The following is a 24692-nucleotide window of genomic DNA, read 5'->3' as shown; positions in this document are numbered from 1 at the left end:
TAATGCCGAGAAAAGAAAAGGTGCAGGATGCGATCCAGAAAGAGGTGTGTTCCATAATCCAGAAGGAATTAAAGGATCCCAGGCTGGGGTTTATCACCATTACCGAAGTGGATATAAGCGATGATCTGCGCAATGCCAAGATATTTTACAGCGTGCTGGGCGATGAGGCCCAGGCCAAAAAGACACAGGAAGCCCTGGATAGCGCGCTGGGTCTCATCCGCACCCTGATCGCCGAGAGGATCCAGCTGCGTTTTGCCCCGGAGATCATCTTCAGGCAGGACAGGTCGGCCCAGTACAGCATGCGTATTCAGGAAGTGCTGGACCAGATCAAGGAGATGGACAGCCGCAAGGATGAAGAGAAAGAGGCGAAAGATGAGTCTTAAGAAAGCGGTTGAAATGATCAGGAGGAACAATAAATTCCTGATTGCCACGCATTCCAATATGGACGGCGACGCCATAGGGGCGCAGATGGCGTTTTACCTCCTGTTAAAGAAGCTAAAGAAGACCTCGGTTATGTTCACTGACGAACCCGTTCCAGAAGAATATTCGTTCCTGCCGGGGTTAGCCGCGATCAAAAGGTTCCGGATGAATATGCCCGCGCCGGAATTCGATTGTTTTGTCGCTTTGGATTGCTCAGACCTTAAACGGACCGGCCAGGTCCAGTCGTTGAATGGCGGTAATAAGCAGGTGCTTAATATCGACCACCATATCAGCAACGCCGGTTTTGGCAAAGTGAACTGGGTCGAGCCTGAGGCCGCGTGTTCCTGCCAGATGGTTTACCGGTTATATAAAGAGATGCGCGTGCGCATAGATAAATCCGAGGCTTTATTCTTATACGTCGGGTTGCTCACCGATACCGGTTCATTCAGGTATTCAAACACGGATCCTTCGACCCATCTGATGGCCGCGGAGCTTATTTCCCGAGGCATCGATGTCGCCGGGGTTTATAAGCATATCTACGGGAGCATCCCGCTTGAAGACCTGAAGCTTTTGACCGTGATATTGCCGAAAATGCGGACAATGAATGACGGCAAGGTCATCTGGTTCGATATCCCCGGGGTGCTGTTGAAAAAGCATAGGAATATTTCTTTTGACCTGTCGGAGAGTATCTTGAGTTTCGGCCGCACCTTGAAGGGGGTGGAGGTGGTTGCCCTTTTCAAGGAGAACCTGAAATCGAGCGGAGAGGTCCGGGTGAATTTCCGGTCCCAGGGCAAGATCGACGTCAATAAGATCGCCGGTTACTTCGGCGGCGGCGGTCATAAGACCGCCAGCGGCGCGACCGTCAAAGGGCCTATGGATGAGATCAAAAGAAAAGTCCTCAATAAGATAAAATCAGCTTTGGCCGATGCGAACCTTATATGACCTGAAAAGCCTTAAGAACTACCGCAGGCCGGTGGTCGCCGTCGGGGTGTTCGACGGGCTGCACCGCGGCCACAGGATGATCCTTAAGGAGGCCGTGCATATAGCCCGGCGGACCTCGGGGACCAGCATGGTCCTCACTTTTTGGCCGCATCCCCAGAAACAGGAAAGCCTGTATTCATTGCAACACCGCCTGAAGATAATGGAAGGGCTGGGGATCGAGGTCTGCGCGGTGATACGGTTTGACCGGAATTTCAGCCGGATGGGATATGAGGAATTCATAAGGGATATCCTTGCGGATAAGATCCGGGCCCGTTACGTATGCGTGGGGAATAATTTCCGTTTCGGCAAAGGCGCCCGAGGCGGCATCGCTGATCTGAAAAAAGCGGCCAGGCTTTACGGTTTCCGGGTCCGGGCTTTTAGATCTATACGGACCGATAACCGTGTGGTAAGCAGCACCAATATCCGCAGGCTGATCTCCGAAGGAAGATTAAAGACCGCCGAGCGCCTGCTCCTGCGCCCGGTAAGTGTCTTCGGCAGGGTGATCCGCGGAACCAGGTTGGCCACTAAAATGGGCTGGCCTACGGCTAATATCAATCCGCATCATGAAGTTGTCCCCCCGGCCGGGGTTTACGCGGTAAAGGTCGTCTATGGCGGCAATGTATTGAACGGCATTTGTTATATCGGCAAAAAACCCACTTTTGTCCGCAGCGAGAGAAAGAAAAAATACAGGAATATCGAAGTCCACATATTCAACTTCCACAAAAATATCTATAAGAAAGACCTGGAGATCCAGTTTGTCCGTAAGATAAGGGGAGAGCGGAAATTCTCCGGTATCCCGGAATTGACGAGGCAGATCGAAAAAGACATCCGCGCAGCAAAAACCCGCCGATAGGGCCGCGCCCGGCTATACAACCCGTAGTTGCCGCAGAATAAGCACTACTAACTGTTGTATGGCATTAATTTAGTAAAATATTTATCTTGACATAAAAGGCATTTTTTTCTATACTTATGCTACAAAGTGGTGGAAAGTGGAATAAAGTGGGGAGGGGGCTGAAAAGTGTTCTACGGAGAGTATCTCCATTCGATCGACAGAAAAGGCAGGCTTATCCTGCCTTCAAAATTCCGCGAAGCGGCCAAGGGCAATTATATCGAAAAATTCTTCGTTACCCGCGGCCTGGATAAATGCCTTTTTATGTTCGCTGAAGACGAGTGGAGGAGCCAGGAACAGAAATTCAAATCCATCCCGTTCACTAAACAAGAATCCCGCGTATTTAACCGCCTTTATTTTTCCGGCGCATGCGAGCTTTTTCCGGATAAGCAGGGCAGGATACTTCTTCCGCAATACCTTAAAGATTATGCCGAAGTCAAAAAGGACATTATGATCATCGGAGTCTCAAATAGGATTGAGATCTGGTCCAAGGAGAAATGGCAGGAATTTTATGGGAGTTGGCGGCAGTCGTTTGAAGAGATAGCGGAGAAATTAGTTGAAGGTTAATCCCGATTGCCATGGAACAGGAAATTCACAAGCCGGTAATGCTGATGGAAGTTCTCGAATATCTTAATCCGAAACCCGGACAGATCATCGTGGACGCCACGTTAGGGATGGGCGGACACAGCAACAGGATATTGCAGGAGATATCCCCCGAGGGCAGGCTGATCGGGATAGACCGCGACCAGGAATCGATCCGCCTGGCTCAGGAGAGGATCGCCGCCTTAGGCCAGGCCAACGCGCAGTTCGTGTACGGGAACTTTTCCGATATCGATACCCTCTTAAAAGGCTTGAATGTGGACAGCGTTGATGGTATATTATTTGATTTAGGGGTATCATCATTCCAATTGCAGAACGCGGAAAGAGGTTTCAGTTTCCAGTCCGAGGGGCCGCTGGATATGCGGCTGGACAGGAACAGTTACATCTGCGCCTACGACCTGATAAACAACCTTAACGAAGAAGAGATCTCCAGCCTTTTGTGGTCGTTCGGCCAGGAACGCTGGCATAACCGCATCGCGCATAATTTGGTTATGGAGAGGCAGAGGCACCCGATATCCTCGACGCTGGAATTGAGCAGGATCGTGGTCAACGCGATCCCCCCGCGGTACCGGCAGTACCATTATCGCATCCATCCGGCGACGCGGACGTTCCAGGCGGTGCGCATCGCGGTGAACCGGGAGCTTGAGGCGCTGGAAAGCGCGATAATAAAATCGATCGGCCTTTTGAAAAAAGGCGGGCGCATATGTATCATATCGTTTCATTCCCTGGAAGACAGGGTAGTTAAGCATACCTTCCGCAAATACCAGACGGAAGGCACCATAAAGATAATTACTACTAAACCGCTGACCCCCGGTAGCGCCGAAACCCAGGATAATCCGCGCAGCCGCAGCGCAAAATTCAGGGTCGCGGAAAAGGTATAATATGAAGCTGTCCAGATTTATAATTCTGGCTTTCGCTATCACCGTTTTCTCCCTTCTTTACGTCTGGCAGCAGACGGAGGTTTTTCGTCTGGCTTATGACGGTCAAAAAAGCACGCGTTGTTTCCAGGCCCTACTCGATGAAAATTCTGTCTTGAGATATAATCTGAAACGATCGACTTCGCTGGTAAAGATCGGTAATAAACTTTCCGGTTCAGGCGATTTTCAGATGCCGAATAACTATTGTCTGGTGAAGTTGGTCAATCCCAATGACAGAGTGAGAGTAGTGAACAGGCGTTCTCCCCGGAGAGAGAACCTGGTGGCGCGTATCTTCGGCGTTAACCGTCAGGCCGAAGCTAAGACGATCAACACCTCTTCTATATTCAGGGTTGATGGCAATTAAAAGATAGCCGTCGATCCCTAACCCCATATAGTTGTGTATATAGCTAACTACAGCCGCAGGACTAAAGCGGCATTCTTATTATTCTTTGTTTTTTTTGCCCTCTGCGTAGCCCGCCTTTTATACATACAATTCTTCCGCTCGGAATATCTTTCCGGCATGGCCCGGAAACAGCATTATGTTCCGGTGGACCTGGAACCGCGCAGGGGGACGATCTATGACAGCGGCCTTAAACCCCAGGCGGTCAATCTGCCATGCGATTCATTGTACGCCGCGCCGAATAATCTTTCAGAAAAAGAAAAAGAAGATATTATCCGCAACCTCCAGCCTATACTGAGCTGCGAAAGCTCTTATTTAAGGGGCCGTTTAGCCAGGAACAAGGCGTTTGTATGGCTAAGCCGCAAGATATCCTCCGAGCAGTCAGAGGCGCTTAAGAGGCTTAATCTCAAAGGCGTCGGCACGATCAAGGAAAGCAAACGCTGTTATCCCAACGGATATTTGGCTTGCCAGGCCATAGGCTTCGCCGGTATGGATAACAATGGGCTTGAAGGGATGGAATTGTATTATGAAAAATACCTTAAAGGCCAGCCTGGGATGGCGGTTATGTTGCGGGACGCCCGCAGCAAAAAACTGGATATTTATCAGGATATGGCCGCCCCCAAGGACGGATTTGACCTGGTTCTGACCATAGATGAAGTGATCCAGTATATCGCCGAGAGGGAACTGGATAAGGCCTATCGGTTGTATCGGGCCAAAGGCGCTTCCATAGTCGTATTGAACCCGCGCACCGGAGAGATCCTGGCCATCGCCAATCGCCCGGGTTACGATATGAACCGGCATTCCAACGTTTCTAAAGACCAGATACGCAACCGGGCTGTATGCGATATCTTTGAGCCCGGATCGGTGTTTAAGATCGTGACTGCAGCTGCCGCGATCGAAGAAAGATCTGCCGCCGAACATGACCGTTTTTTTTGCGAGAACGGCGAATACAAGATCGCCAGCAGGATCTTGCACGACCACAGGCCGCACGGCTGGCTTACTTTTCGTGAGGTGATCGAACAGTCCAGTAATATCGGCACCTGTAAAGTGGCCCAAAAGGTCGGCCCCGCGAATCTGCACCGGTATATAAAACTTTTCGGTTTCGGGGCGAAGAGCGGGGTGGATATGCCCGGGGAGGTATCCGGCATAGTCAGGGACCTGAAGGTTTGGCAAAAAGGCTCGATCGCAGCTGTGCCTATGGGCCAGGAAGTGGCGGTTACCGCCCTTCAACTGGTTTCGGCGGTATCGGTCATAGCCAACGGCGGGGTGCTGATGAAGCCGTATATTGTGAAAGAGATCCGTGATAAACAAGGGGAATTGATCAAATCTTTTTCCCCGGTTATTGTGCGCAGGGTCATATCCGAGGAAACCGCGGCCAGGGTCAAGAAACTGCTTATCGGCGTGATTGAGAACGGCACGGGGACGCTTGCCAAGACCCCGGATTTTACCGCCGGTGGCAAGACCGGGACCGCCCAGAAACTCGAGCCTAACGGGACATATTCGCACAGTAAGTTTATGGCTACTTTTATCGGGTTCGCTCCGGCGGAAGACCCTGATATAGCGGTAGTGGTAACGGTCGATGAACCGCGGGGGTCGTACTTCGGCGGCGTGGTTTCAGCCCCGGTTTTTAAGAACCTGGTTAACGACGCGCTCAGGTATTTGAGAAACCAGGAAACATCCAGCGAGATCGTGGTTTTTAATGAATCTAACTCAGGTTATTAAATCTCTGGAAGGCAGCCGGCTTCTGGTTGACGCCGGGGACTTTGAGCTTTCCGGCTTAAGCTGTGATTCCAGGAAAACACGGCCGGGCCATCTTTTCGTAGCTGTAAAAGGAGCGAGCCTTGACGGCAACCTTTTTATCCCGGAAGCGATAAAGCAGGGGGCCGGGGCCGTGGTCACTGACCAGGAGAATGCCGATCCCGGCCTTCCGGGTAATGTAAGCATTATTAAAGTGCGCGATTGCCGCCATGCGCTGGCTGATCTGGCTGCGCAATTCTACGGTGATCCTTCGGCAAAGATGCGGGTAGCCGCGGTTACAGGAACCAACGGCAAGACGACCGTGACTTACCTTATGGAGGCGGTCTTAAAAGCAGCCGGCCGCGCTCCAGCGGTTATAGGAACGATAAATTACCGCTTTGCCAACCGGGTGATCCCCTCAAAAAATACTACGCCCGGCCCGCTGGAACTTCAGGGAATGATGGCCGAGATGCTGGGCTCAGGCGCGGATCAGTTGGTGATGGAGGTGTCGTCCCACGCGCTTGCTCAAGGCAGGACGGAACGCATTAAATTAACGTCGGCGATATTCACCAACCTGACCCAGGATCATCTGGATTACCATAAAAGCGCGGAGGGATATTACCGGGCAAAGGAAAAACTGTTCCTGGGCCTTTCCCGGGACGCCTTTGCGGTGGTCAATAATGACGATAAATACGCGGCCAGGATAAAGGGAGCCTCCCGCTGCCGGGTCGTGACATACGGTATAGATCAGGCCGCGGATATAACCGCCGAGGATATCCGGTTAGATATGGAGAAGACGGAGTTCACGATAATCTTTTCCGGCGGTAAGGCGGATATCAAGACTCGTCTTATCGGCAGGCACAATGTGTATAATATCCTGGCTGTTTTTGCCTGGGCTGTTCAGGAAGGGATAGGCCCCGCAGTTATCCGTCAGGCTATGGAAGATTTCACCCTGGTCCCGGGCCGGTTGGAAAAGGTGGATACCGGCAAAGATATTTGTGTTTTTGTGGATTACGCCCATACCGAGGACGCGTTGAAAAATGTCCTGACCGCTTTACGCCAGGTTTGCCGCAAGAGAATAATTGTGGTTTTCGGCTGCGGCGGAGACCGGGATAAAGATAAACGGCCTAAAATGGGCAGTGTGGTAAGCGAGTTGGCGGATCAGGCGGTCCTGACCAATGATAACCCCAGGTCAGAGGATCCTCAAGGGATCATATCCGATATCCGAAAAGGGATGAAAGAGGGGAATTATTGCGTTATTCCGGATCGCAGAGAGGCGATCCGCAAAGCCCTGCAGATCGCCGGCAAGGGGGATTGCGTGCTTATAGCCGGCAAAGGGCATGAAGATTATCAAATAATAAAGGACAAGGTCATCCATTTCGACGATAGAGAGGCAGTGAGAGAGTGTTTACGATAGAAGAATTATTAGCCGCTACCGCGGGCAAGCTGATATCAAGAAAGCGGCCCGGTAAAACCGGGGTTTTAGGAATCTCTATTGATTCCCGCACCCTAAGGGAAAACGAGGCTTTTATAGCCATAAAAGGCGACAATTTCAACGGCCATGATTTCATAAGGTCCGCGGTAAAAAAAGGCGCAGGCTGTGTCATATGTGAACAAAGATATATGGATAGGCCGGGAAATACCGCTTGGCTGGCTCGATCCGTTCCTTGCGCGGTTATCGCAGTCAGGGATACGACCAGGGCGTTGGGCGATATCGCTTCTTTTCACCGCAGTCGTTTTGATATCCCGGTCATCGCCATAACCGGTTCTAACGGCAAGACCACCACTAAAGAGATGCTCGCCTGGATACTCGCGGACAGGTTCAATGTGCTGAAGACCGCGGGAACGAAAAACAACCATATCGGCCTGCCGATGACCCTGCTCGGCCTGAAAGCCGGACACCAGGCCTGCGTGCTGGAATTGGGGACAAGCGATTTTGGGGAGATATCATACCTGTCTAAGATCTGCCGGCCGAATATAGGCATAATAACCAATATCGGGCCTTCGCATCTTGAATATTTCAAGGATCTGAACGGCGTATTGCAGGAAAAGTATTCGCTTATGGGGCATCTGCGGTCCCCGGCCGTGGCAGTAGTTAACGCCGATGACAGGCTTCTTAGGGTTAAATCCCGCTCTGCCGGACTGCGGCCTTTTATCGTGAGCTTCGGGATCGATAAACCCGCGGATTTCTCCGCTTTAATGATTAAAAAAGGGCAGGGGTCCCTGGAATTCAAGTCCGGTAAAAAATATAAGTTTATTTTGCATACATTAGGGTATAATAATATTTATAATGCCCTGGCTGCGATATCCGCTGCGAGGATAATGGGCGTGCCTTATAAAGATATATCGCGCCGCTTATCCGCGTTCGAGTTCCCTAAAGGCAGGCTGAGGCTGATCAGGGCGAAGGAGTGCGTTTTCATCGACGATACGTATAATTCCAGCCCGGCATCCCTGCGTCAGGCAGCGCTGGCTTTGGGGGATTTCAAGGCAAGGGGCAGGAAGATATTTGTGATGGGGGATATGCTGGAATTGGGAGAGATGAAAGAGGCCTGTCATTATCAGGCCGGTATAGAGGCTGCGAGGTCTTGCGATAAATTCATCGCTGTGGGGAAATTAACTGCTGCCGCTGCGGCAGCGGCGAGGAATTCCGGCCTTGCCGACGCAGACATATTTCAATGCGATAGGTCCGTTCAGGCGCGGGATATCCTGCGTAAGGATCTGCGCGTCGGAGCCGATGACGTGGTCCTGGTGAAAGGATCGCGGGCGATGAAGATGGAAGATGTTTTTTTCGGGGTTGACCGCTAAGGGGTTTCGCTAATTTAAAATGTTATATTATTTGCTTTATCCGCTGCACAAGGTAATCTCCTTCTTTAACGTATTCCGTTATATCACCTTCCGCGCGATCATGGCGGCGTTGACCGCCTTCCTGGTCACCATTATTTTCGGACCGTGGGTCATCAACAAGATCAAGTCTTTAAGCATCGGACAGAATATCCGCGACCGCAAGGAAAGCGAGACCCTGCATAAACTGCATGAATCAAAGCAGGGGACCCCTACCATGGGCGGCTTGATGATCCTGCTGGCTATTTTTTCTTCCACGCTGCTCTGGTCGGAATTTTTGAACAAATACGTGCTTCTGGTAATGTTCGCCACCTTATGGCTGGGATTGACCGGTTTTATGGACGATTACCTCAAGCATATCCGTAAATGCTCCAAGGGCCTGACCGCTTCTGCCAAATTCACCAGCCAGATAGTCCTCGGGCTTGTTATCGGAACGATAATTTTCCTCGACCCGCAGATAAGCACCCGCCTGGATATCCCTTTGCTCAAGGATATCGGCCTGGAACTGGGCGTATTTTACATACTCTTTGTGATCGTGGTCCTTACGGGGACTTCCAATGCGGTTAATCTTACCGACGGCCTGGATGGCCTGGCTATCGGTTGCGTGGTTATGGCGGCAGTGGCTTTCAGCGTTCTTTGTTATGTCTCAGGCAATATCCGCTTCAGCGAATACCTTCTCATCCCGTTCATTAAAGGCAGCGGAGAGTTGACAGTTTTCTGCTCCGCGATGATCGGCGCGGGGCTGGGTTTCTTATGGTTTAACTGTTATCCCGCCGCTATATTTATGGGCGATGTGGGCGCGTTAGCCCTGGGCGGGGCATTGGGGACAATAGCCATACTGATAAAAAAAGAGTTCCTTTTGGTAGTGGTCGGGGGGATATTCGTGCTCGAGGCGTTATCGGTGATCCTGCAGGTTTTTTCGTTCAAATTCACCGGCAAAAGGATATTCAAGATCGCTCCGCTGCACCACCATTTTCAGTTCCTCGGCTGGTCTGAAAATAAGGTGATCGTGAGATTCTGGATCGTAGCCATTATTTTCGCTTTGCTTACCTTGGTTACATTGAAGACGAGGTAATCATTAAATACATGCGGAATACCGGGTATTTCAAAGATAAAAAAATAACCGTAGTAGGCCTTGCCCGCAGCGGTTTAGCCTGCGCCAATCTGTTATACGATCTGGGCGCGCAGGTCAGCGTTACAGATTCCCGCAGGGATTTTCAGACTCAAAAGAACGCCCGGTTGTTGAGATCAGCCAAGATCAAGCGTGAACTGGGCGCTCATACCCAAGAATTCATCGCAGGCCGCGATATCATAGTTATTTCCCCCGGGGTCCCGGATACGGCTTTACCCGTGGTCTGGTCCCAGCAGCGCGGCATTCCCATGATCAGCGAAATAGAAGTCGGTTGGATCTTATGCCCTGCCCCTGTGATCGCGGTGACCGGTTCCAGCGGAAAAACCACCGTAACCACTCTGATCGGTTTGATCCTGAAAGCCGCGGGGAAAAGGCCTTTTGTCTGCGGCAATATCGGCAATCCTTTTACCGGTGAACTAAAGAAGATAAGGCCTTGCGACTATGTAGTATTGGAAATAAGTTCCTTCCAGTTGGAGAAGGTCCAAAGTTTTAAACCCCGGATCAGCCTGATCACCAATGTCAGCAAGAACCATCTTGACCGCTACAAGGGGATGAGGGAGTATATCCGGGCAAAAAAACGCATTTTTCTTAATCAGGATATTTCCGATCATCTGGTATTGAACAGCCGGGACAAGGAATTAAGGAAGGTTGCCGGCCAAAGCAGGGCCAAGGTGGTGTTCTTCAAGGATCAAAGAGGCCTTAATCCCAATCAGTCCGCTGTCCTGGCCGTAGGAACGCTTTTGGGAATAAATAAAAAAGTTTGTTTAAAGGTATTCAAAGAATTTAAAGGGCTCCAGCATCGCATGGAAGAAGTCGCGGTAATAAAAGGCGTGCGGTTCGTCAACGACTCCAAGGCTACAACAGTGGAGTCGGCGATCTGGGCTCTTAATAATATCGCGTCTAAAGCTATTCTGATCGCCGGAGGCAAGGATAAAGGCGTGGATTACCGGGCATTATTGGCCGCGGCCCGCAAAAAGGTAAAAGAGGCGGTGCTGATCGGCGAGGCTTGCGAAAAGATCAAATCGGCGTTGAAAGGCTCGATCAAAACCAGTGAAGCGCGAACCTTAGAAGAGGCGGTAGAGCGGGCGTTCGCCAAGGCGTCCAGCGGCGATTGTGTGCTTTTATCGCCGATGTGCTCAAGTTATGATATGTTCTGTGACTATGAGCATCGGGGCAGGGCTTTTAAGGAAGCGGTATTTAAACTGGCAAAGGCAGGTGTTAATGACGCTGCGTAATATCCGGATAAAATTCTTTATAACCACAATGATCCTTGTCTGCGTCGGCGTGGTGATGATTTACAGCGCTTCGGCCATATATGCCCTGGAGAGATATAAAGACAGCGCGTTCTTCCTAAAGCGGCATCTTAGTTTTGTGTTGATCGGGGCGGCCCTGGGTTTTGCTGTGATGAGCTTTGATTACCGGAAATTGCGCAAATACAGCCTGCCTATTTTGTTGATATCGTTGTTCCTTTTGGCCCTGGTGCTTATCCCCGGCATCGGCAGGGAGGTATCCGGCGCGCGAAGGTGGTTCAGGTTCAAGTTTTTTTCTTTTCAGCCGGCGGAACTGGCAAACCTGGCGATGATAATTTACGCGGCGGATTTTCTTACCCGCAGGCGCGATGAGGTCAGGGCGCATTGGAAGGCGTTCCTGCCGGTGATGGCTGTGCTCGGGCTGGTCGCGCTTTTGATCATGATGCAGCCTGACCTGGGGACTACCGTGGCCTTGGGAATGGTGGTTTTTGTCATGCTATTCGTCGCAGGGGTTAAATTTCAATATCTGCTCTCGTTAGTCTTATGCAGCCTTCCGGTCTTGTACATTCTGATCTTCAGCGTTCCTTACCGCCGGGCCAGGATAATGACGTTCATCAATCCTTGGGCTGACCCTCAGAAGAGCGGTTTCCAGATCATACAATCCCAGGTTGCCCTGGGTTCAGGAGGGATTTTCGGGACAGGCCTGGGGCATTCCCGCCAGAAGCTGTTTTACCTCCCGGCGGCGCACACGGATTTCATCTTTTCCATAATCGGGGAGGAGATGGGGCTTTTGGGGACATTGGCAATAATATTCCTGTTCGTGATTTTTATCAGGCTGGGAATGAAGATAATAAGGAACGCCTCGGATAATTTCGGGTATTTCCTCAGTTTGGGGCTCTTGACTATGATCTGCCTTAAGGCTATGGTCAATATCGGAGTCTCCTGCGGTATACTGCCTACCAAGGGGTTGCCGCTGCCTTTCATTAGTTACGGAGGGTCGTCTTTTGTTTTCGACCTGGTCAGCGTCGGTCTTTTGTTGAATGTGGCCCGGGGCGGCGAATCGCATTAAAGGAGTCGGATCTGAATGAAAATACTGGCAGCTACGGGTTCCAGCGGCGGGCATATTTTTCCCGCTTTGGCTTTTCTGGACGAGGTAAAGAGAAAAGACAACGGCATTGACACGATGCTGGTCCTGCCGCGTAAAAGCATAAAGGAAGGATTGCAGGTGCCCGGGCATAAGGTCCGGTATGTATCCGTGACATCCCTTAATTTGCGCTTGGATGGGCAAAACCTGCGCAGCCTGGTTAATTTAGCCAAAGGCCTCTGGGAAAGCCTGCTCATCGTGATCAAATTCAAGCCGGATATCGCGGTAGGTTTCGGCAGCATTGCCAGCCTGCCGGTGATTTTTTGGGCATGGTTCTTCCGGATCAGGACCGTTATCCATGAACAGAACGTTATCCCTGGCAAGGCTAACCGGTTTTTGGTGAAGTTCGTGGATAAGTTCGCGGTTTCATTCGACCGGACCGGGCGGTTGTTGGGGTGTTGCCCGGAAAAGATAGTCGTTACCGGCAACCCTTTGCGCAGGGGATTGCTCAGGGTGGACAAAGGGGTGGCCATTGAGCATCTCGGATTGCGAAAAGGAAAATTTACTTTATTCATCGTTGGGGGAAGCCAGGGGAGCAAACGGATAAATTCCGAAGCGGTCAGATCGCTTGCCGGATTAAAAGATAAAGAGGCATTGCAGGTGATCCATCTTTGCGGCAACGCCGATCCCGGGATGCTGGGCCGTTTTTACGCCGAGGCGGGAATAGGGGCGGTTGTCCTGCCTTTTTTGAAAGAGGTGCACTACGCCTACAGTTGCGCTGACCTGGTTATCTGCCGGGCGGGCGCGGCCACGGTCTCGGAATTGATCCTGTTCAAGCTCCCTTCGGTGATCATCCCGTATCCATTCGCCGGCGCGCATCAGTCAGCCAACGCCGGGGTTTTGGCCGAGAAAGGCTGCGCGATAGTGATAGAGGAAGAAGGATTGTCCCCGGGTAAATTAAAAGGGGTAGTGGAAGGGTTTATTAATGATCCATTGAGGCTGGAGCATATGCGCCTGGCTTTTGAAGGGGTCAAAAGCCAGCCTGCCGCGGAGCTTTTGGCGGAGGCTGTGCTGGAACTCAATGCCTAAATACATCTTATTCTTTGTTGTATTCATTTTTGCCCAGTTCCCCGCTTGGCTGCAGGCGGAGCAATGGAACGCTTCCAAGTCCACGCATTTCGTGGTATATTACAAAAACGCGCCGCAAAAATTCATTGAAGAGGTGAAGGACAAGGCGGAGGGGTATTATCAGGCTATAACCCGGGAACTCGGGTTTTTGCGGTTTGATTTCTGGCTGTGGGATAACCGCGCGTCCATTTATGTTTACGATAATGCCCAGGAATATCAGGAAGGTACCGGGCGGCCGGCCTGGTCGGCGGGCGCGGCTATGCCCAAGGATAAAGTGGTCTACGCCTTTGTGTCCGAGGATGGTTTTTTTAACAGGACTCTGCCCCATGAGATCGGCCATATAATTTTCCGCGAATTCGTGGGTTTTTCCAACCCGGCTGTCCCGCTATGGATTGATGAGGGCGTGGCTTCTTATCATGGATCGATGCAAAAAGGCGGAGTGGACAAGTTCCTTGAGACAGTTCACCGTTCAGGCAGGCTTATTCCTCTGAGCGAGATGGCGCTGCTCGATCCGCAGCATATCGATGAGAGCGACACCGAGCGGGTAATGATTTTCTACGCTGAATCAGTCAGCGTGATAAATTATCTGATCCGGCGTTTCGGCAAGGCTGATTTTGTTTCTTTTTGCCAGGCGTTAAGGGACCGCAGGGACTTTGAACGGGCATTGTCATACGTTTATTCTTTAAAAAATATACGCGAGCTTGATGAGAGCTGGCGTAAGGACCAGGGGTATGATTAAACATTATCATTTCATCGGTATAGGCGGGATAGGGATGAGCGGGATCGCCCGGCTGTTTATTTCCCGCGGGCATAAAGTGACCGGTTCCGACCTGAAAGAGAACCGGATGACCGGTGAGTTAAGGGGCAGCGGCGCGCAGGTATTCATCGGCCATAAGGAGAAGAATACCCGGGGCGCGGATTTTATAGTTTACTCTTCGGCGATAAAAGAGGATAACCCTGAGATCCGGGAGGCCCGCAGGCTGGGTATACCCTTGATAAAAAGGGCGCAGGCGCTGGCTGAGTTGATGCGGGATAAATCGGTGATCACGGTCGCCGGCAGCCACGGCAAGACCACCATATCGTCGCTTGTTGCCTATCTTCTTCTCGAAGCGGGACTTTCCCCTACTATGGCCATCGGCGGGATATTCAAGAATATCGGCAATAACGCCGAAAGCGGATGCGGGGATTATTTCGTTGCAGAAGCGGATGAATCCGATGGGTCATTCCTTTATTACCAGCCTAAATATTCCATAATCACCAACGTTGACCGGGAACACCTGGATTATTATAAAGATTTCTCTAATGAGATCCAGACCTTCGGGGATTTTATAAATAAGACCCAAGAGGACGGATGCGTCTTTTGCTGCAGCGACGACATTAATTTAAGGGCGTTGGCGGCAGCCTCAGGGAAGAGACGGGTGATGTTCGGCCTGGAGGACGGCGCGGATGTCCGCCCCGGGAACATAAAAATGGAAGGCCTTAGTTCGGAGTTCGACTGTTTCTATCGCGGCAGGCCGCTGGAACATTTTCGCCTGGCCCTTGGCGGAACGCATAATATCTCCAACGCCCTTTCGGTGATCGCCCTGGCTATGGAATTGAAAATAAGCCCGGAGGTGGTCAAAAGGGCGCTGGCCGGTTATAAAGGCGCAGGCAGAAGGCTGGAGGTGAAATTCACCGACGGGGATTATACCCTTATAGACGATTACGCGCATCATCCCACGGAGATCAAGGCCAGCCTGTCCGCGCTGCGGAATTTCAAGTCTAAGCGTCTGGTCGCGGTTTTTCAACCGCACCGGTTTTCCCGGACACAGATGCTGATGGATGAGTTCGCCGCGAGCTTTGACCTGGCTGACTGCATAATAGTCACCGATATTTATCCCGCCGGCGAACAGCCCATAGAAGGGGTTGACAGCCTTGCGCTCTGTGACCGGATAAGGCGCCGTTCTCCGGGAAAATTTTTGGAATTCCTGCCTAAGGATAAAATAACCGAGCATATCTTGAAAACCCTGCAGCCGGGAGACCTGGTGGTCACCCTGGGAGCGGGGGATATCATAAAAAACTGCGATGAATTGGCCCAACGGCTTAAAAAGTAAGATTCTAAGAAAAGTGCCATTAAAAGGTTATACCACGTTCAGGATCGGCGGACCGGCGGAGTTATTGGCCAAGGCGAATGATCCCCGGGAACTGCGGGATATTGTGCGCCTGGCCAAGGCTGCCCGGATAAGCGCGCGGGTGATCGGAGCGGGAAGTAATATACTGGCTGGCGATAAAGGGGTAAAAGGGCTGGTCATAAAGCTGGATTCTTTTGTGTTCAAAAGGATATCCCTGGAAGGTAGTTGCAGGGTAAGGGCAGGAGCCGGGGTTTTATTAAGCAGATTCATTTCTTTTTGCCGGCTTAAATCCCTGTCCGGCGCGGAATTCCTTGCCGGCATACCCGGGACTATCGGCGGCGGGCTGGTTATGAACGCCGGCATATCCGTGAAGGGCGGAAATAGTAAAACAGGAGAACGGACTATCGCAGATCTGGTTGAAACCGTCAGGGTGATGGATTATAATGGCGAAATAAAAGAACTTAAGGCAAAAGAGATAAAATTCGCTTACCGCGATTCGGGGCTTTCCCGATATATAGTATTGGAAGCGGTTTTTAGGCTGCGCAAAAGGGATAAAACGAGGATACTGCGCGAAATCCGGGAATATATCGCCAGGCGCAGACAGAATCAGGATTATTCGTATCCCAGCGCCGGGTGTGTTTTCAGGAATCCCGCGGCTGCCGCTCTACCGGCCGGAAAGTTGATCGATCGGAGCGGGTTAAAGGGGAAAAAGATAGGCTCTGCCGCGGTTTCTCTCAAACACGCCAATTTTATCATCAACCTGGGAAATGCCAGGGCTAAAGATGTTTTAAACCTGATCCTTCTGATCAAAAAACAGGTAAAACGAGATTTTAAAGTAAACCTTGAAACGGAAATAAGAATATGGAAATAGATACGAAAAAGTTCGGCAGGATCGGCGTGCTTATGGGCGGGCCGTCTTCCGAGCGCGAGATATCCCTGAGATCGGCTAAAGGGGTATGCGACAGCCTTCGGGAATTAGGGCTGGAGTTCGTTCCTATCGATATACTTACGGATAATCCCGATGAGAATATCAGGTTGGTAAAGTCGCATAAAATCGACTGCGCTTTTATAGCCCTGCACGGTTATTTCGGCGAGGACGGCAAGATCCAGGCGATATTGGAGGGATTGAATATCCCTTTTACCTGTTCCGGATCAAAGGCGAGCAGCCTGGCTATGGATAAGGCCGCCTCGCACCGGATATTTATCGCGGCGGGCTTAAAAGTCCCAAGGTTTGTTCTTTTGGCGGATAAAGCCAATGCCAGGGAGCAGGCCGGCAACTGTGATTTCGGGCTGCCCTGGGTGGTCAAGCCGGTGATGAACGGCTCAAGCATAGGCTTGTCGATCATTGACCAGCGCGAAGGATTGGACAAGGCGCTGGATGAGGCTTTTGCGGCGGACCGCAGAGTGTTGATCGAGGAATATATAAACGGCAGGGAGTTGACAGTGGGTATCCTGGGGGATGAGCCGATGGCAGTGGTCGAGATAATCCCCAAATCCAGGTTTTTTGATTATGATGCCAAATACAGGTCCGGGGATACTGAATATATCGTCCCGGCTGAATTGGACGAAGATACCTGTTGCAAGGTGAAGGCCTGCGGCCTGGCCGCGCACAAGGCATTAGGCTGTTACGGTTGTTCCCGTGTGGATATCATCCTCGGCCGTGAAAACACCCCTTATGTCCTGGAACTGAACAATATCCCCGGGCTTACGGCTACCAGCCTTTTGCCGAAAGCCGCCAGGAGCCAGGGGATCGATTTTAAGCAATTATGCGTCAGGATGCTGGAGTTGGCTTATGAAAAAAAATAGATTAAGATTCCCCTTTTCTTTTCCGCGCATAAAGATGAAGCTCGATAAATTGACTGTAATCAAGCTTATCTGCGGTATGGCGGTTATTGCGGTTTTGATCTACGGATATGAGCAGCTTAAGGGGCTGGAATATTTCAAGGTAAAGGAGATTGTCCTGCGCCAGGGCAACAGCATCACCCTGGAGGAGAACGGGGATTTTTCGTACCTGAAAGGCAGGAATATCTTTACCATCGATCTGGCCCGGGAGGCCTCGCGCGTATCCAGGTCCTATCCTAATTATAAAAAAATATGGATAACCCGGTTCTTGCCGGACCGGTTATTCGTGGATTTTCTGCAGCGCAAGGCGTTGGCCTGTATAAAAACCTCGCGGTTCTTTTATATCGACGAAAATATGGTTCTGTTCGAGAGGCCAGCGGATACGTCGGCCGAAGCCATTGATCCGCCGTTGATATCCGGCATAGAGCGTAAGGTCTTTGGGGCCAAGTACGGCAGAAGGATCGAGGCGGAGGAGGCGCGCCTGGCGCTGGATATAATCAAGAAAGCCGGCTCTAACCCCGCGTTAAGGAATTACCGGATCAGCCGGGTGGATGTGTCAAGCTTGAGCAGCGCGGCGATCTTTATCCTTGTGCCGGCGGGGAAATCGGATTATACTAAGGAGAAAAATTCAGCATATTTCAGCCGGGAGATGGAGATTAAGGTCGGCCGGGACGGCATTGACGGCAAGCTCAGGCTCTTGGCTAATTTGCTTGTCCAGGTGCGGAATAACCTGGCTAACATAACTTATATCGATCTCAGGTTCCAGGAACCGGTCATAAAGTTCAGAGAGAGGATGTGAACAGGGGAGTATGAATAATTATATTTGTGCCTTGGATATAGGTTCGAGCAAGATATCGGCTATCCTGGCCCAGATCAGGAATGGCGAGATAATCAGTATGTGTTTCACCACTCAACCTTCGGCCGGGGTGAAGAACGGCGCGATCGTGGATTCAATAGAGCTGGTTGACGCTGTAGGCCGGGTCATCAAAGAATTGAAAGCCAGGTCCGGGATCAGGATAAAGTCGGTATATACGAACATATCCGGAGAAGATATAATCACCAAACACAGCCGGGGCGTCATCCCCTTGGCGCAGCGCGGCAGCAAGGTGATCACCTCGACCGACATAGATAAGGTCATCGAACAGGCCAGGATATTAGGCTCGAATATCGACGATGAGATAATCCACCAGATACCTTTCAGTTACGCGGTGGACCATAAAAGCGGTATCGCCAATCCTATCGAGCTTTACGGCCACAGGCTGGAGGTGGACCTTTTTCTTATCTGCGCCAAACTCGCTTCGGTTCAGACGATAACCCACGTATTGAACCAGGCCGGTTTTGAGGCGAAAGAACTGACATTCTCAGGGCTGGCCACCAGCGAGGCGATTTTTTCCCCGGAACTTAAGAACGGGACCAATGTTATCTGCGACTTCGGCAGCGATATAACCGAACTGCTTATTTTCAAAGACGGGATCCTGCGCAACCTCCAGATATTCCCTATGGGCGGCAATGATTTCTCAACTGTCCTGGCGGATTCGTTGAATATACCGTTAAGCCTGGCTGAAGATATCAAGGTCGAGCAGGGGGTGATCGGCAACTGCAGCCTGATGCGGGAAGACAAGGAAGTGCTTATCCGCAGGGACAATGATTATCGGCCGATAAAACAGCGGCTGGTCTGCGAGATAATAACCTCAAAGGCCAAGTCAATGTGCCAGTCGATCAAGGATGCCGTTGAGAAGAACGTTTATCTTTCCGACATCAATAATTTCATCGTTACCGGAAAGACGATGCAGCAGGAAGGATTCCTGGAAAGCCTGGAGTCGATCCTGGGGATATCGGTTGAATTAGGAAGGATCTCCCACCCCGCGCTTACGCGGTTCCTCAATAATAACCCGGAGCTATCCGGCCATAAATATCTTGCCTATGTTACGGCTATGGGGATGGTCGCCAAGGGATTGCCGGGGTATCTTCCCAAAACCTCGGCTATGCCCGGGCCGTATCCCAATAATCTTCTGGCCAGGTTGATCTATAAAGCCAGTGAGATATACCGGGAATATTTCTGATGAAAAAAGTGATCAGGCAGTATGAAAATAGCTGCCGTTATTCCGGTCTATAACGAATTTTATGCGGTTTTTTATGTTGACCTTGAAAAGGTCTGTTTGTATAATAACATCTTAATTTAGCGTGAGTTAAAATGATGCCTGACGCCATTGCCGGTATTAAGGAACGTATCGCGTCAGCCTGCGCCAGGTCAGGCAGGCCGGCTGCCGGGGTTACCCTGGTGGCTGTGACCAAGAACCGGACGGTAGAACAGGTCAATGAGGCTATTGCTTCAGGCGTTTTGGTTATAGGCGAGAATAAGGTGCAGGAAGCTCTTTCTAAATTGGCGGATCCCGTTTTGCGGCGTTCGGCTGTCAGCCTGCATATGATCGGACATCTGCAAAGCAATAAAGCGAAAGACGCAGTAAAGACCTTCGATCTTATCCACTCGGTCGATAGTTTTAAACTTGCGGCGGAGCTGGATAAGCAGGCGGCGAAGATCAGCAAGATCCAGGATATCCTGGTCGAGGTGAATACCTCTGCGGAGGCTTCGAAATTCGGAGTAAAGCCCGATGAATTAGAAGCCCTGGTTAAGGCCATAGCCGGCTTGAAGAATATAAAGGTTCTGGGGCTGATGACCATAGCCCCGGCAGTGGATGACCCTGAGAAGGTCAGACCGTATTTTCGGAAGTTAAGGGAACTTCAGGATACGATTCCGGGTTTAGATATACTTTCAATGGGGATGACCGATGATTTTGAAGTAGCGGTGGAAGAGGGCTCCACAATGGTCAGGATCGGCCGGGCGATATTCCAATGACGGGAGGAAACTATGAATAAAATAGGCATTATAGGTTATGGGAATATGGGCTCGGCGATCGCCGAAAGCATTGCCGCGCAATACGATATTTTAGTTTTTGATAAGGATAAAACCAAGGCGGTAAAAGGGCCGGAGATAAAAGCTGCCGCGGATATCCGGGGTCTGGTAAATAAAAGCGAAGCCCTGATCCTGGCGGTAAAACCCCAGGATTTTGAACACGCGTTAAAAGAGCTCCGAGGATGTTTGAGATCGCAGCTGGTGATCTCCATCGCCGCCGGCATCACTACAAAACACATAGAAAAGGTCCTGGGCAAAGTCAGGGTGATCCGGGTTATGCCGAATCTCGCGGCAAAGATCAGGGAGTCGGTCACCTGCCTGTCCCGGGGAGCGTTCGCTTCGGAGGATGACCTTATTTTCAGCCAGGACCTGTTTTCGTATCTGGGCGTGACCCGCGTAGTCGAAGAGAATATGATGAACGCGGTTACCGCCATATCCGGCAGCGGCCCGGGGTATGTTTTTGACTTTATCGATAGCAACCAGATCGATCCTTTGAATATCCCGGAGCATACCCGGCATGATCTGATGAAACGGCTGGAACGGGCAGGGGAAGCGGTGGGTTTTAACCGCGAGGACGCGGCATTTCTGGCAGCCGGCACGGTCAATGCCAGCCTGAGCGTGCTGCGGATAACAAAGATAGCGCCGGGCGAGCTGGCAAAGCAGGTCGCTTCTAAAGGCGGCACCACAGAAGCCGCATTAAAAGTTTTACACGCCCAAGGCACCTGGGAAGAGGCGGCGCAGGCGGCTTTGAAACGGGCAGGCGAATTGGCTAAATAAAAGGATAACATCATATGGCAAGGTTAGGGATCATCGGCGGAAGCGGGTTATACAACATTGACGGGATCAAGAAAATAAAGGAAGTGGCGTTAGCCACGCCGTTCGGCAAGCCTTCGGATAAATTTATTATCGGAGCTCTTGGCGGCAAGGAGGTTGTTTTTCTCCCGCGCCATGGCAGAAATCACCGTTTACTTCCCAGCGAGGTTAATTACCGGGCGAACGTTTACGGCATGAAAAAACTCGGCGTATCCAAGATGATTTCAGTGACTGCCTGCGGGAGCCTGAGAGAGGATTTCAAACCGCTTGAGTTTGTCCTGCCGGACCAGTTCGTGGACCGGACCAACCAGGCCAGGAAGATGACCTTTTTCGGCAATGGTGTCGTCGGGCATATCGCTTTCGGCGACCCGATATGCAATGACACAAGGGACAGGGTCTATAACTGCGTGAAGTCCCTGGGGCTGAGAGCGCATAATGGCGGCAATTACATAAATATGGAAGGCCCGGCGTTTTCGACCAAGGCGGAATCCCGCCTTTACCGCAACTGGGGTATGGATATAATCGGAATGACCAATATGGCCGAGGCCAAACTTGCCAGGGAAGCGGAGATCTGTTATGTCACTTTAGCCTCGATCACCGACTACGATTGCTGGTACGAGAGCGGGGAAGAGGTTTCAATGGATATGGTCAGCCAGAATTTCCGGCTTAATGTGGAGAATTCCAAGAAGGTGATCAAGAAGCTGATCCAGGAGATACCAATGCAGAGGAGCTGTAATTGCGCCGACGCGCTTAAGTACGCATTTGCCACAGACCCGAAAGCGGTCCCGGCAAAGACCAAAAAAGACCTTAAACCGATCATAGGAAAGTACATAAAATAAAATGGAATACAAAAACACTTTAAATCTGCCCAAGACCGATTTCCCGATGAAAGGCGATCTGCCCAGGCGCGAGCCTGAATTCCTCAAGGCATGGCAGGAACAAGGTCTATACGGCTTGATCCGCAAGAAATCGCAAGGCAAACCGAAATACGTTTTGCATGACGGCCCGCCTTACGCCAACGGCAATATCCATATAGGCCATGCCTTGAATAAGACCCTCAAGGATTTTGTGGTTAAATACAAGACCATGCGCGGTTTTGATTCCCCGTATGTGCCGGGATGGGATTGCCATGGGCTCCCCGTAGAGCACGCGCTTTTTAAGGAGCTCAAGATAAATAAGTACCAGATCGACCTGGTAGAGTTCCGCAAAAAGGCGCACGATTACGCCATGAAATACGTTTCCTTGCAGCGCGAGGAATTCAAGCGGCTGGGGGTTTTGGGCGAATGGGATAATCCATACTTGACTTTAAGCCGTGAATACGAAGAGGGGATTGTGGCGTCTTTCGCGACCCTGGTCAAGAATGGTTATGTCTATCGCGGTTTAAAACCGGTTAACTGGTGCTATAAATGCGAGACTGCCCTGGCCGAGGCGGAGGTGGAACATGAAGACCATACCTCGCCGTCGGTTTTTGTTAAATTCAAGCTTGAAGAGAATAAGGCGTTTTTGAAAGAGAGCTGCCTGGTTATCTGGACCACTACGCCCTGGACGCTGATAGCCAATGTGGCGGTAGCGGTCAACCCGAATTTTGTTTATTCCTATATAAAGACAAATAAGGGGAATCTTGTTGTGGCCAATGTCCGGCTACATGTTTTGGGGAAAATGGGCATTGCTAATTACGAGGTTATTCGAGAGATCAAGGGCAAAGACCTGGAAGGCCTGGTTTATGACCACCCGTTCGGGCTGCGCAAAGGCAAGGTCGTCCTGGCGGATTACGTCTCAGATGAAGATGGGACCGGCCTGGTCCATACTGCTCCGGGCCACGGGGCTGATGATTATATGACCGGGTTAAAGTATAAACTCGAGATCATTATGCCCGTCGATACAAGGGGTAATTTTGACGAGAGCGCCGGCGAATTTAAAGGCATGCATGTCTATGACGCCAATAAACTGATCATCGAAAAGCTTCAGGCCCAGGGCGATTTGTTGTTATCGGAGAATTTTCAGCATTCTTATCCGCATTGCTGGCGCTGCAAGAAACCGATCATCTTCCGGGCGACCAACCAGTGGTTCCTGAAGATCGACCACGACGACCTGCGCAAAAAGGTGCTTAAAGAGATAAAAGACAATATCTCCTTTGTCCCCGAGGCGGGCAGGGAGCGGATTTCGGCGATGGTCGGCCTGCGGCCGGACTGGTGTTTGTCCCGCCAGCGTTATTGGGGCGTGCCTATCCCATCGGTGATCTGTAAAAACTGCGGCGAGGAAATACTGGACCTTAACGTTATTGAAAAATTCCGGCAGTTCACCGCTGATGAGGGCACTGATTGCTGGTTTATCCGTGATATTAAGGATTATCTGACGCAAGGTTTGGCTTGCGCCAAGTGCGGCAGTAAAGAATTCACCAAGGGCGTGGATATACTCGACGTCTGGTTCGATTCCGGGGTCAGCCATCAGGCGGTTTTGCGCAAGAGGCCTTATCTGGGATTTCCCAGCGAATTGTACCTGGAAGGTTCTGACCAGCATCGCGGCTGGTTCCAGTCGTCGCTTATTCCGGCTATATGCATTGAAGGGCAGTCCCCTTTTAAAACCGTGCTGACCCACGGCCACGTGGTTGACGGCGAGGGCAGGAAGATGTCCAAATCTATGGGCAATGTGATACCCCCGCAGGATATCATCAAAAAGTCCGGCGCGGACATCGTCAGGTTATGGACCGCGTCCAGCAATTATAACGAGGATATCCGGATCTCAGAGCAGATACTCCTGCGGCTTTCCGAAGCGTACCGCAAGATCCGCAATACCGCGAAGTTCATTTTGAGCAACCTTTACGATTTTGACCCGGATCAGGGCCGGGCGGACATTGATGCATTCCGGAATATCGATAAATGGATAATCCGCAGGCTGGAGGAAGTCCAGTCGCAGGTCAGCCGCAGTTATGATGAGTTTGATTTCCAAAAGGCCTATAAAGGCATATATGATTTCTGCAACGAGGACCTTTCTATGTATTACCTGGATATGGTCAAGGGCAGGCTTTATACCGCCGGCAAAGACTCGCCGGAAAGAAGGGCGGCGCAGACCGCTCTGTATACAGTAGTGAATTCTTTGACCAGGCTTATGGCGCCGGTACTGGCGTTCACCGCCGAGGATATCTGGATGCATATGCCGAAAGAAAAGACTGATAAGGGGTTGGTCAGCGTGCATCTTGCAGGTTGGCCTGTTATGGCCGGGGATCGCGCGGGGCAAAAACAGGATAAGGCCGACTGCGAACGATTTAATGATATTATGCGGCTTATTCCCACTGTTACCGGGATGTTGGAAGGCAAACGCGTATCCGGAATGATCGGCAGTTCTTTCGACGCTAAAATAAATGTATTGACAAAGAGTGAATCCTGGTATAAATATTTAGACAGCCTGAAGGCGGAATTGCCCGAGATATTCAAGGTTTCGCGTGTTGATATAACACTCGCCGGGGTTATCGACCATTCGGCGGCGGCGGACGCTAATTATCCCGATATCGCTTTTCAGGCGCTTAAGGCCGACGGAACCAAATGCGAACGCTGTTGGAATTATTCACAGTCCGTAGGACGGGATCCCACGCACAACCGGATATGCGATAAATGCCTGGCGGTTGTGTTGAGC

Annotated in this window: 23 protein-coding genes; all 23 read left to right on the top strand. The window is 51.1% G+C overall.

The features are described 5' to 3' along the window. Window positions 1–2 precede the first annotated feature (2 nt). Entirely contained in the window at window positions 3–383 is a 381-nt protein-coding gene (gene rbfA / locus M0R35_02890) for a 30S ribosome-binding factor RbfA (GenBank protein MCK9594606.1), read from the top strand. After that, window positions 373–1362 (top strand): bifunctional oligoribonuclease/PAP phosphatase NrnA, encoded by a 990-nt coding sequence (locus tag M0R35_02885; protein ID MCK9594605.1) that lies wholly within the window; start codon window positions 373–375, stop codon window positions 1360–1362. Before rbfA ends, M0R35_02885 begins: the two co-directional genes overlap by 11 nt. Further along, entirely contained in the window at window positions 1346–2254 is a 909-nt protein-coding gene (ribF, locus tag M0R35_02880) for a riboflavin biosynthesis protein RibF (GenBank protein ID MCK9594604.1), read from the top strand. Before M0R35_02885 ends, ribF begins: the two co-directional genes overlap by 17 nt. 165 nt (window positions 2255–2419) lie before the next feature. Continuing rightward, window positions 2420–2857, top strand: a complete 438-nt coding sequence (gene mraZ / locus M0R35_02875) for a division/cell wall cluster transcriptional repressor MraZ (protein MCK9594603.1) — start codon at window positions 2420–2422, stop codon at window positions 2855–2857. 11 nt (window positions 2858–2868) lie between these two features. Beyond that, entirely contained in the window at window positions 2869–3771 is a 903-nt protein-coding gene (gene rsmH / locus M0R35_02870) for a 16S rRNA (cytosine(1402)-N(4))-methyltransferase RsmH (GenBank protein ID MCK9594602.1), read from the top strand. A 1-nt stretch (window position 3772) separates the two neighbouring features. Next, window positions 3773–4171, top strand: a complete 399-nt coding sequence (locus M0R35_02865) for a hypothetical protein (GenBank protein MCK9594601.1) — start codon at window positions 3773–3775, stop codon at window positions 4169–4171. Between the two features lie 33 nt (window positions 4172–4204). Further along, window positions 4205–5929 (top strand): penicillin-binding protein 2, encoded by a 1725-nt coding sequence (locus M0R35_02860; GenBank protein ID MCK9594600.1) that lies wholly within the window; start codon window positions 4205–4207, stop codon window positions 5927–5929. Next, the gene (locus M0R35_02855; protein ID MCK9594599.1) at window positions 5907–7361 is read left to right on the top strand and encodes a UDP-N-acetylmuramoyl-L-alanyl-D-glutamate--2,6-diaminopimelate ligase; all 1455 of its coding nucleotides are present in this window, start codon (window positions 5907–5909) and stop codon (window positions 7359–7361) included. Before M0R35_02860 ends, M0R35_02855 begins: the two co-directional genes overlap by 23 nt. Then, window positions 7349–8749 carry a UDP-N-acetylmuramoyl-tripeptide--D-alanyl-D-alanine ligase gene (locus M0R35_02850; protein MCK9594598.1) on the top strand — a complete coding sequence of 467 codons (1401 nt, stop codon included), beginning with the start codon at window positions 7349–7351 and terminating at the stop codon, window positions 8747–8749. The genes M0R35_02855 and M0R35_02850 overlap by 13 nt, the downstream gene beginning before the upstream one ends. Before the next feature lie 19 nt (window positions 8750–8768). Beyond that, window positions 8769–9860, top strand: a complete 1092-nt coding sequence (gene mraY, locus M0R35_02845) for a phospho-N-acetylmuramoyl-pentapeptide-transferase (protein ID MCK9594597.1) — start codon at window positions 8769–8771, stop codon at window positions 9858–9860. A gap of 11 nt (window positions 9861–9871) precedes the next feature. Beyond that, window positions 9872–11152: a Mur ligase family protein gene (locus M0R35_02840; protein MCK9594596.1), complete on the top strand. Its 1281-nt coding sequence runs from the start codon at window positions 9872–9874 to the stop codon at window positions 11150–11152. Beyond that, window positions 11139–12236: a putative lipid II flippase FtsW gene (ftsW, locus tag M0R35_02835; protein MCK9594595.1), complete on the top strand. Its 1098-nt coding sequence runs from the start codon at window positions 11139–11141 to the stop codon at window positions 12234–12236. Before M0R35_02840 ends, ftsW begins: the two co-directional genes overlap by 14 nt. 15 nt (window positions 12237–12251) lie before the next feature. Further along, window positions 12252–13340 carry a UDP-N-acetylglucosamine--N-acetylmuramyl-(pentapeptide) pyrophosphoryl-undecaprenol N-acetylglucosamine transferase gene (locus M0R35_02830; GenBank protein MCK9594594.1) on the top strand — a complete coding sequence of 363 codons (1089 nt, stop codon included), beginning with the start codon at window positions 12252–12254 and terminating at the stop codon, window positions 13338–13340. Beyond that, on the top strand, window positions 13333–14118 hold the full coding sequence (locus M0R35_02825; protein ID MCK9594593.1) for a peptidase MA family metallohydrolase: 786 nt from the start codon (window positions 13333–13335) through the stop codon (window positions 14116–14118). The genes M0R35_02830 and M0R35_02825 overlap by 8 nt, the downstream gene beginning before the upstream one ends. Further along, window positions 14084–15472 carry a UDP-N-acetylmuramate--L-alanine ligase gene (gene murC, locus M0R35_02820; GenBank protein ID MCK9594592.1) on the top strand — a complete coding sequence of 463 codons (1389 nt, stop codon included), beginning with the start codon at window positions 14084–14086 and terminating at the stop codon, window positions 15470–15472. Before M0R35_02825 ends, murC begins: the two co-directional genes overlap by 35 nt. A 13-nt stretch (window positions 15473–15485) precedes the next feature. Then, complete coding sequence (gene murB, locus M0R35_02815) at window positions 15486–16361, top strand: UDP-N-acetylmuramate dehydrogenase (GenBank protein MCK9594591.1); 876 nt, start codon at window positions 15486–15488, stop codon at window positions 16359–16361. Continuing rightward, the gene (locus tag M0R35_02810; protein MCK9594590.1) at window positions 16352–17296 is read left to right on the top strand and encodes a D-alanine--D-alanine ligase; all 945 of its coding nucleotides are present in this window, start codon (window positions 16352–16354) and stop codon (window positions 17294–17296) included. Before murB ends, M0R35_02810 begins: the two co-directional genes overlap by 10 nt. Then, window positions 17283–18131 (top strand): cell division protein FtsQ, encoded by an 849-nt coding sequence (locus M0R35_02805; GenBank protein ID MCK9594589.1) that lies wholly within the window; start codon window positions 17283–17285, stop codon window positions 18129–18131. Before M0R35_02810 ends, M0R35_02805 begins: the two co-directional genes overlap by 14 nt. 10 nt (window positions 18132–18141) lie before the next feature. Beyond that, window positions 18142–19395, top strand: coding sequence for a cell division protein FtsA (gene ftsA, locus M0R35_02800; protein MCK9594588.1), 1254 nt, complete (start codon window positions 18142–18144; stop codon window positions 19393–19395). A gap of 131 nt (window positions 19396–19526) precedes the next feature. Then, a complete protein-coding gene (locus tag M0R35_02795) occupies window positions 19527–20189 on the top strand; it encodes a YggS family pyridoxal phosphate-dependent enzyme (GenBank protein ID MCK9594587.1) in 663 nt (220 codons plus the stop codon). Between the two features lie 12 nt (window positions 20190–20201). Then, entirely contained in the window at window positions 20202–21023 is an 822-nt protein-coding gene (locus tag M0R35_02790; GenBank protein MCK9594586.1) for a pyrroline-5-carboxylate reductase, read from the top strand. 14 nt (window positions 21024–21037) lie between these two features. Then, entirely contained in the window at window positions 21038–21898 is an 861-nt protein-coding gene (gene mtnP, locus M0R35_02785; protein ID MCK9594585.1) for an S-methyl-5'-thioadenosine phosphorylase, read from the top strand. A 1-nt stretch (window position 21899) separates the two neighbouring features. Further along, window positions 21900–24692 (top strand): isoleucine--tRNA ligase (gene ileS, locus M0R35_02780; protein ID MCK9594584.1); only part of this gene is annotated, 2793 nt, incomplete at its 3' end.

The organism is Candidatus Omnitrophota bacterium (genome assembly GCA_023227985.1).
In the GTDB taxonomy this organism is placed as follows: Bacteria; Omnitrophota; Gorgyraeia; order Gygaellales; family Profunditerraquicolaceae; genus JALOCB01.
The sequence above is the reverse complement of the archived record's forward strand: the minus strand, read 5'-3'. Positions and strand labels throughout refer to the sequence as shown.

Coding starts and splice junctions, on each gene's coding strand:
- rbfA (MCK9594606.1), top strand. CDS start 3: ATGCCGAGAAAAGAAAAGGTGCAGGATGCGATCCAGAAAGAGGTGTGT.
- M0R35_02885 (MCK9594605.1), top strand. CDS start 373: ATGAGTCTTAAGAAAGCGGTTGAAATGATCAGGAGGAACAATAAATTC.
- ribF (MCK9594604.1), top strand. CDS start 1,346: ATGCGAACCTTATATGACCTGAAAAGCCTTAAGAACTACCGCAGGCCG.
- rsmH (MCK9594602.1), top strand. CDS start 2,869: ATGGAACAGGAAATTCACAAGCCGGTAATGCTGATGGAAGTTCTCGAA.
- M0R35_02865 (MCK9594601.1), top strand. CDS start 3,773: ATGAAGCTGTCCAGATTTATAATTCTGGCTTTCGCTATCACCGTTTTC.
- M0R35_02855 (MCK9594599.1), top strand. CDS start 5,907: ATGAATCTAACTCAGGTTATTAAATCTCTGGAAGGCAGCCGGCTTCTG.
- mraY (MCK9594597.1), top strand. CDS start 8,769: ATGTTATATTATTTGCTTTATCCGCTGCACAAGGTAATCTCCTTCTTT.
- M0R35_02840 (MCK9594596.1), top strand. CDS start 9,872: ATGCGGAATACCGGGTATTTCAAAGATAAAAAAATAACCGTAGTAGGC.
- ftsW (MCK9594595.1), top strand. CDS start 11,139: ATGACGCTGCGTAATATCCGGATAAAATTCTTTATAACCACAATGATC.
- M0R35_02830 (MCK9594594.1), top strand. CDS start 12,252: ATGAAAATACTGGCAGCTACGGGTTCCAGCGGCGGGCATATTTTTCCC.
- M0R35_02825 (MCK9594593.1), top strand. CDS start 13,333: ATGCCTAAATACATCTTATTCTTTGTTGTATTCATTTTTGCCCAGTTC.
- murC (MCK9594592.1), top strand. CDS start 14,084: ATGAGAGCTGGCGTAAGGACCAGGGGTATGATTAAACATTATCATTTC.
- M0R35_02810 (MCK9594590.1), top strand. CDS start 16,352: ATGGAAATAGATACGAAAAAGTTCGGCAGGATCGGCGTGCTTATGGGC.
- M0R35_02805 (MCK9594589.1), top strand. CDS start 17,283: ATGAAAAAAAATAGATTAAGATTCCCCTTTTCTTTTCCGCGCATAAAG.
- ftsA (MCK9594588.1), top strand. CDS start 18,142: ATGAATAATTATATTTGTGCCTTGGATATAGGTTCGAGCAAGATATCG.
- M0R35_02795 (MCK9594587.1), top strand. CDS start 19,527: ATGATGCCTGACGCCATTGCCGGTATTAAGGAACGTATCGCGTCAGCC.
- M0R35_02790 (MCK9594586.1), top strand. CDS start 20,202: ATGAATAAAATAGGCATTATAGGTTATGGGAATATGGGCTCGGCGATC.
- mtnP (MCK9594585.1), top strand. CDS start 21,038: ATGGCAAGGTTAGGGATCATCGGCGGAAGCGGGTTATACAACATTGAC.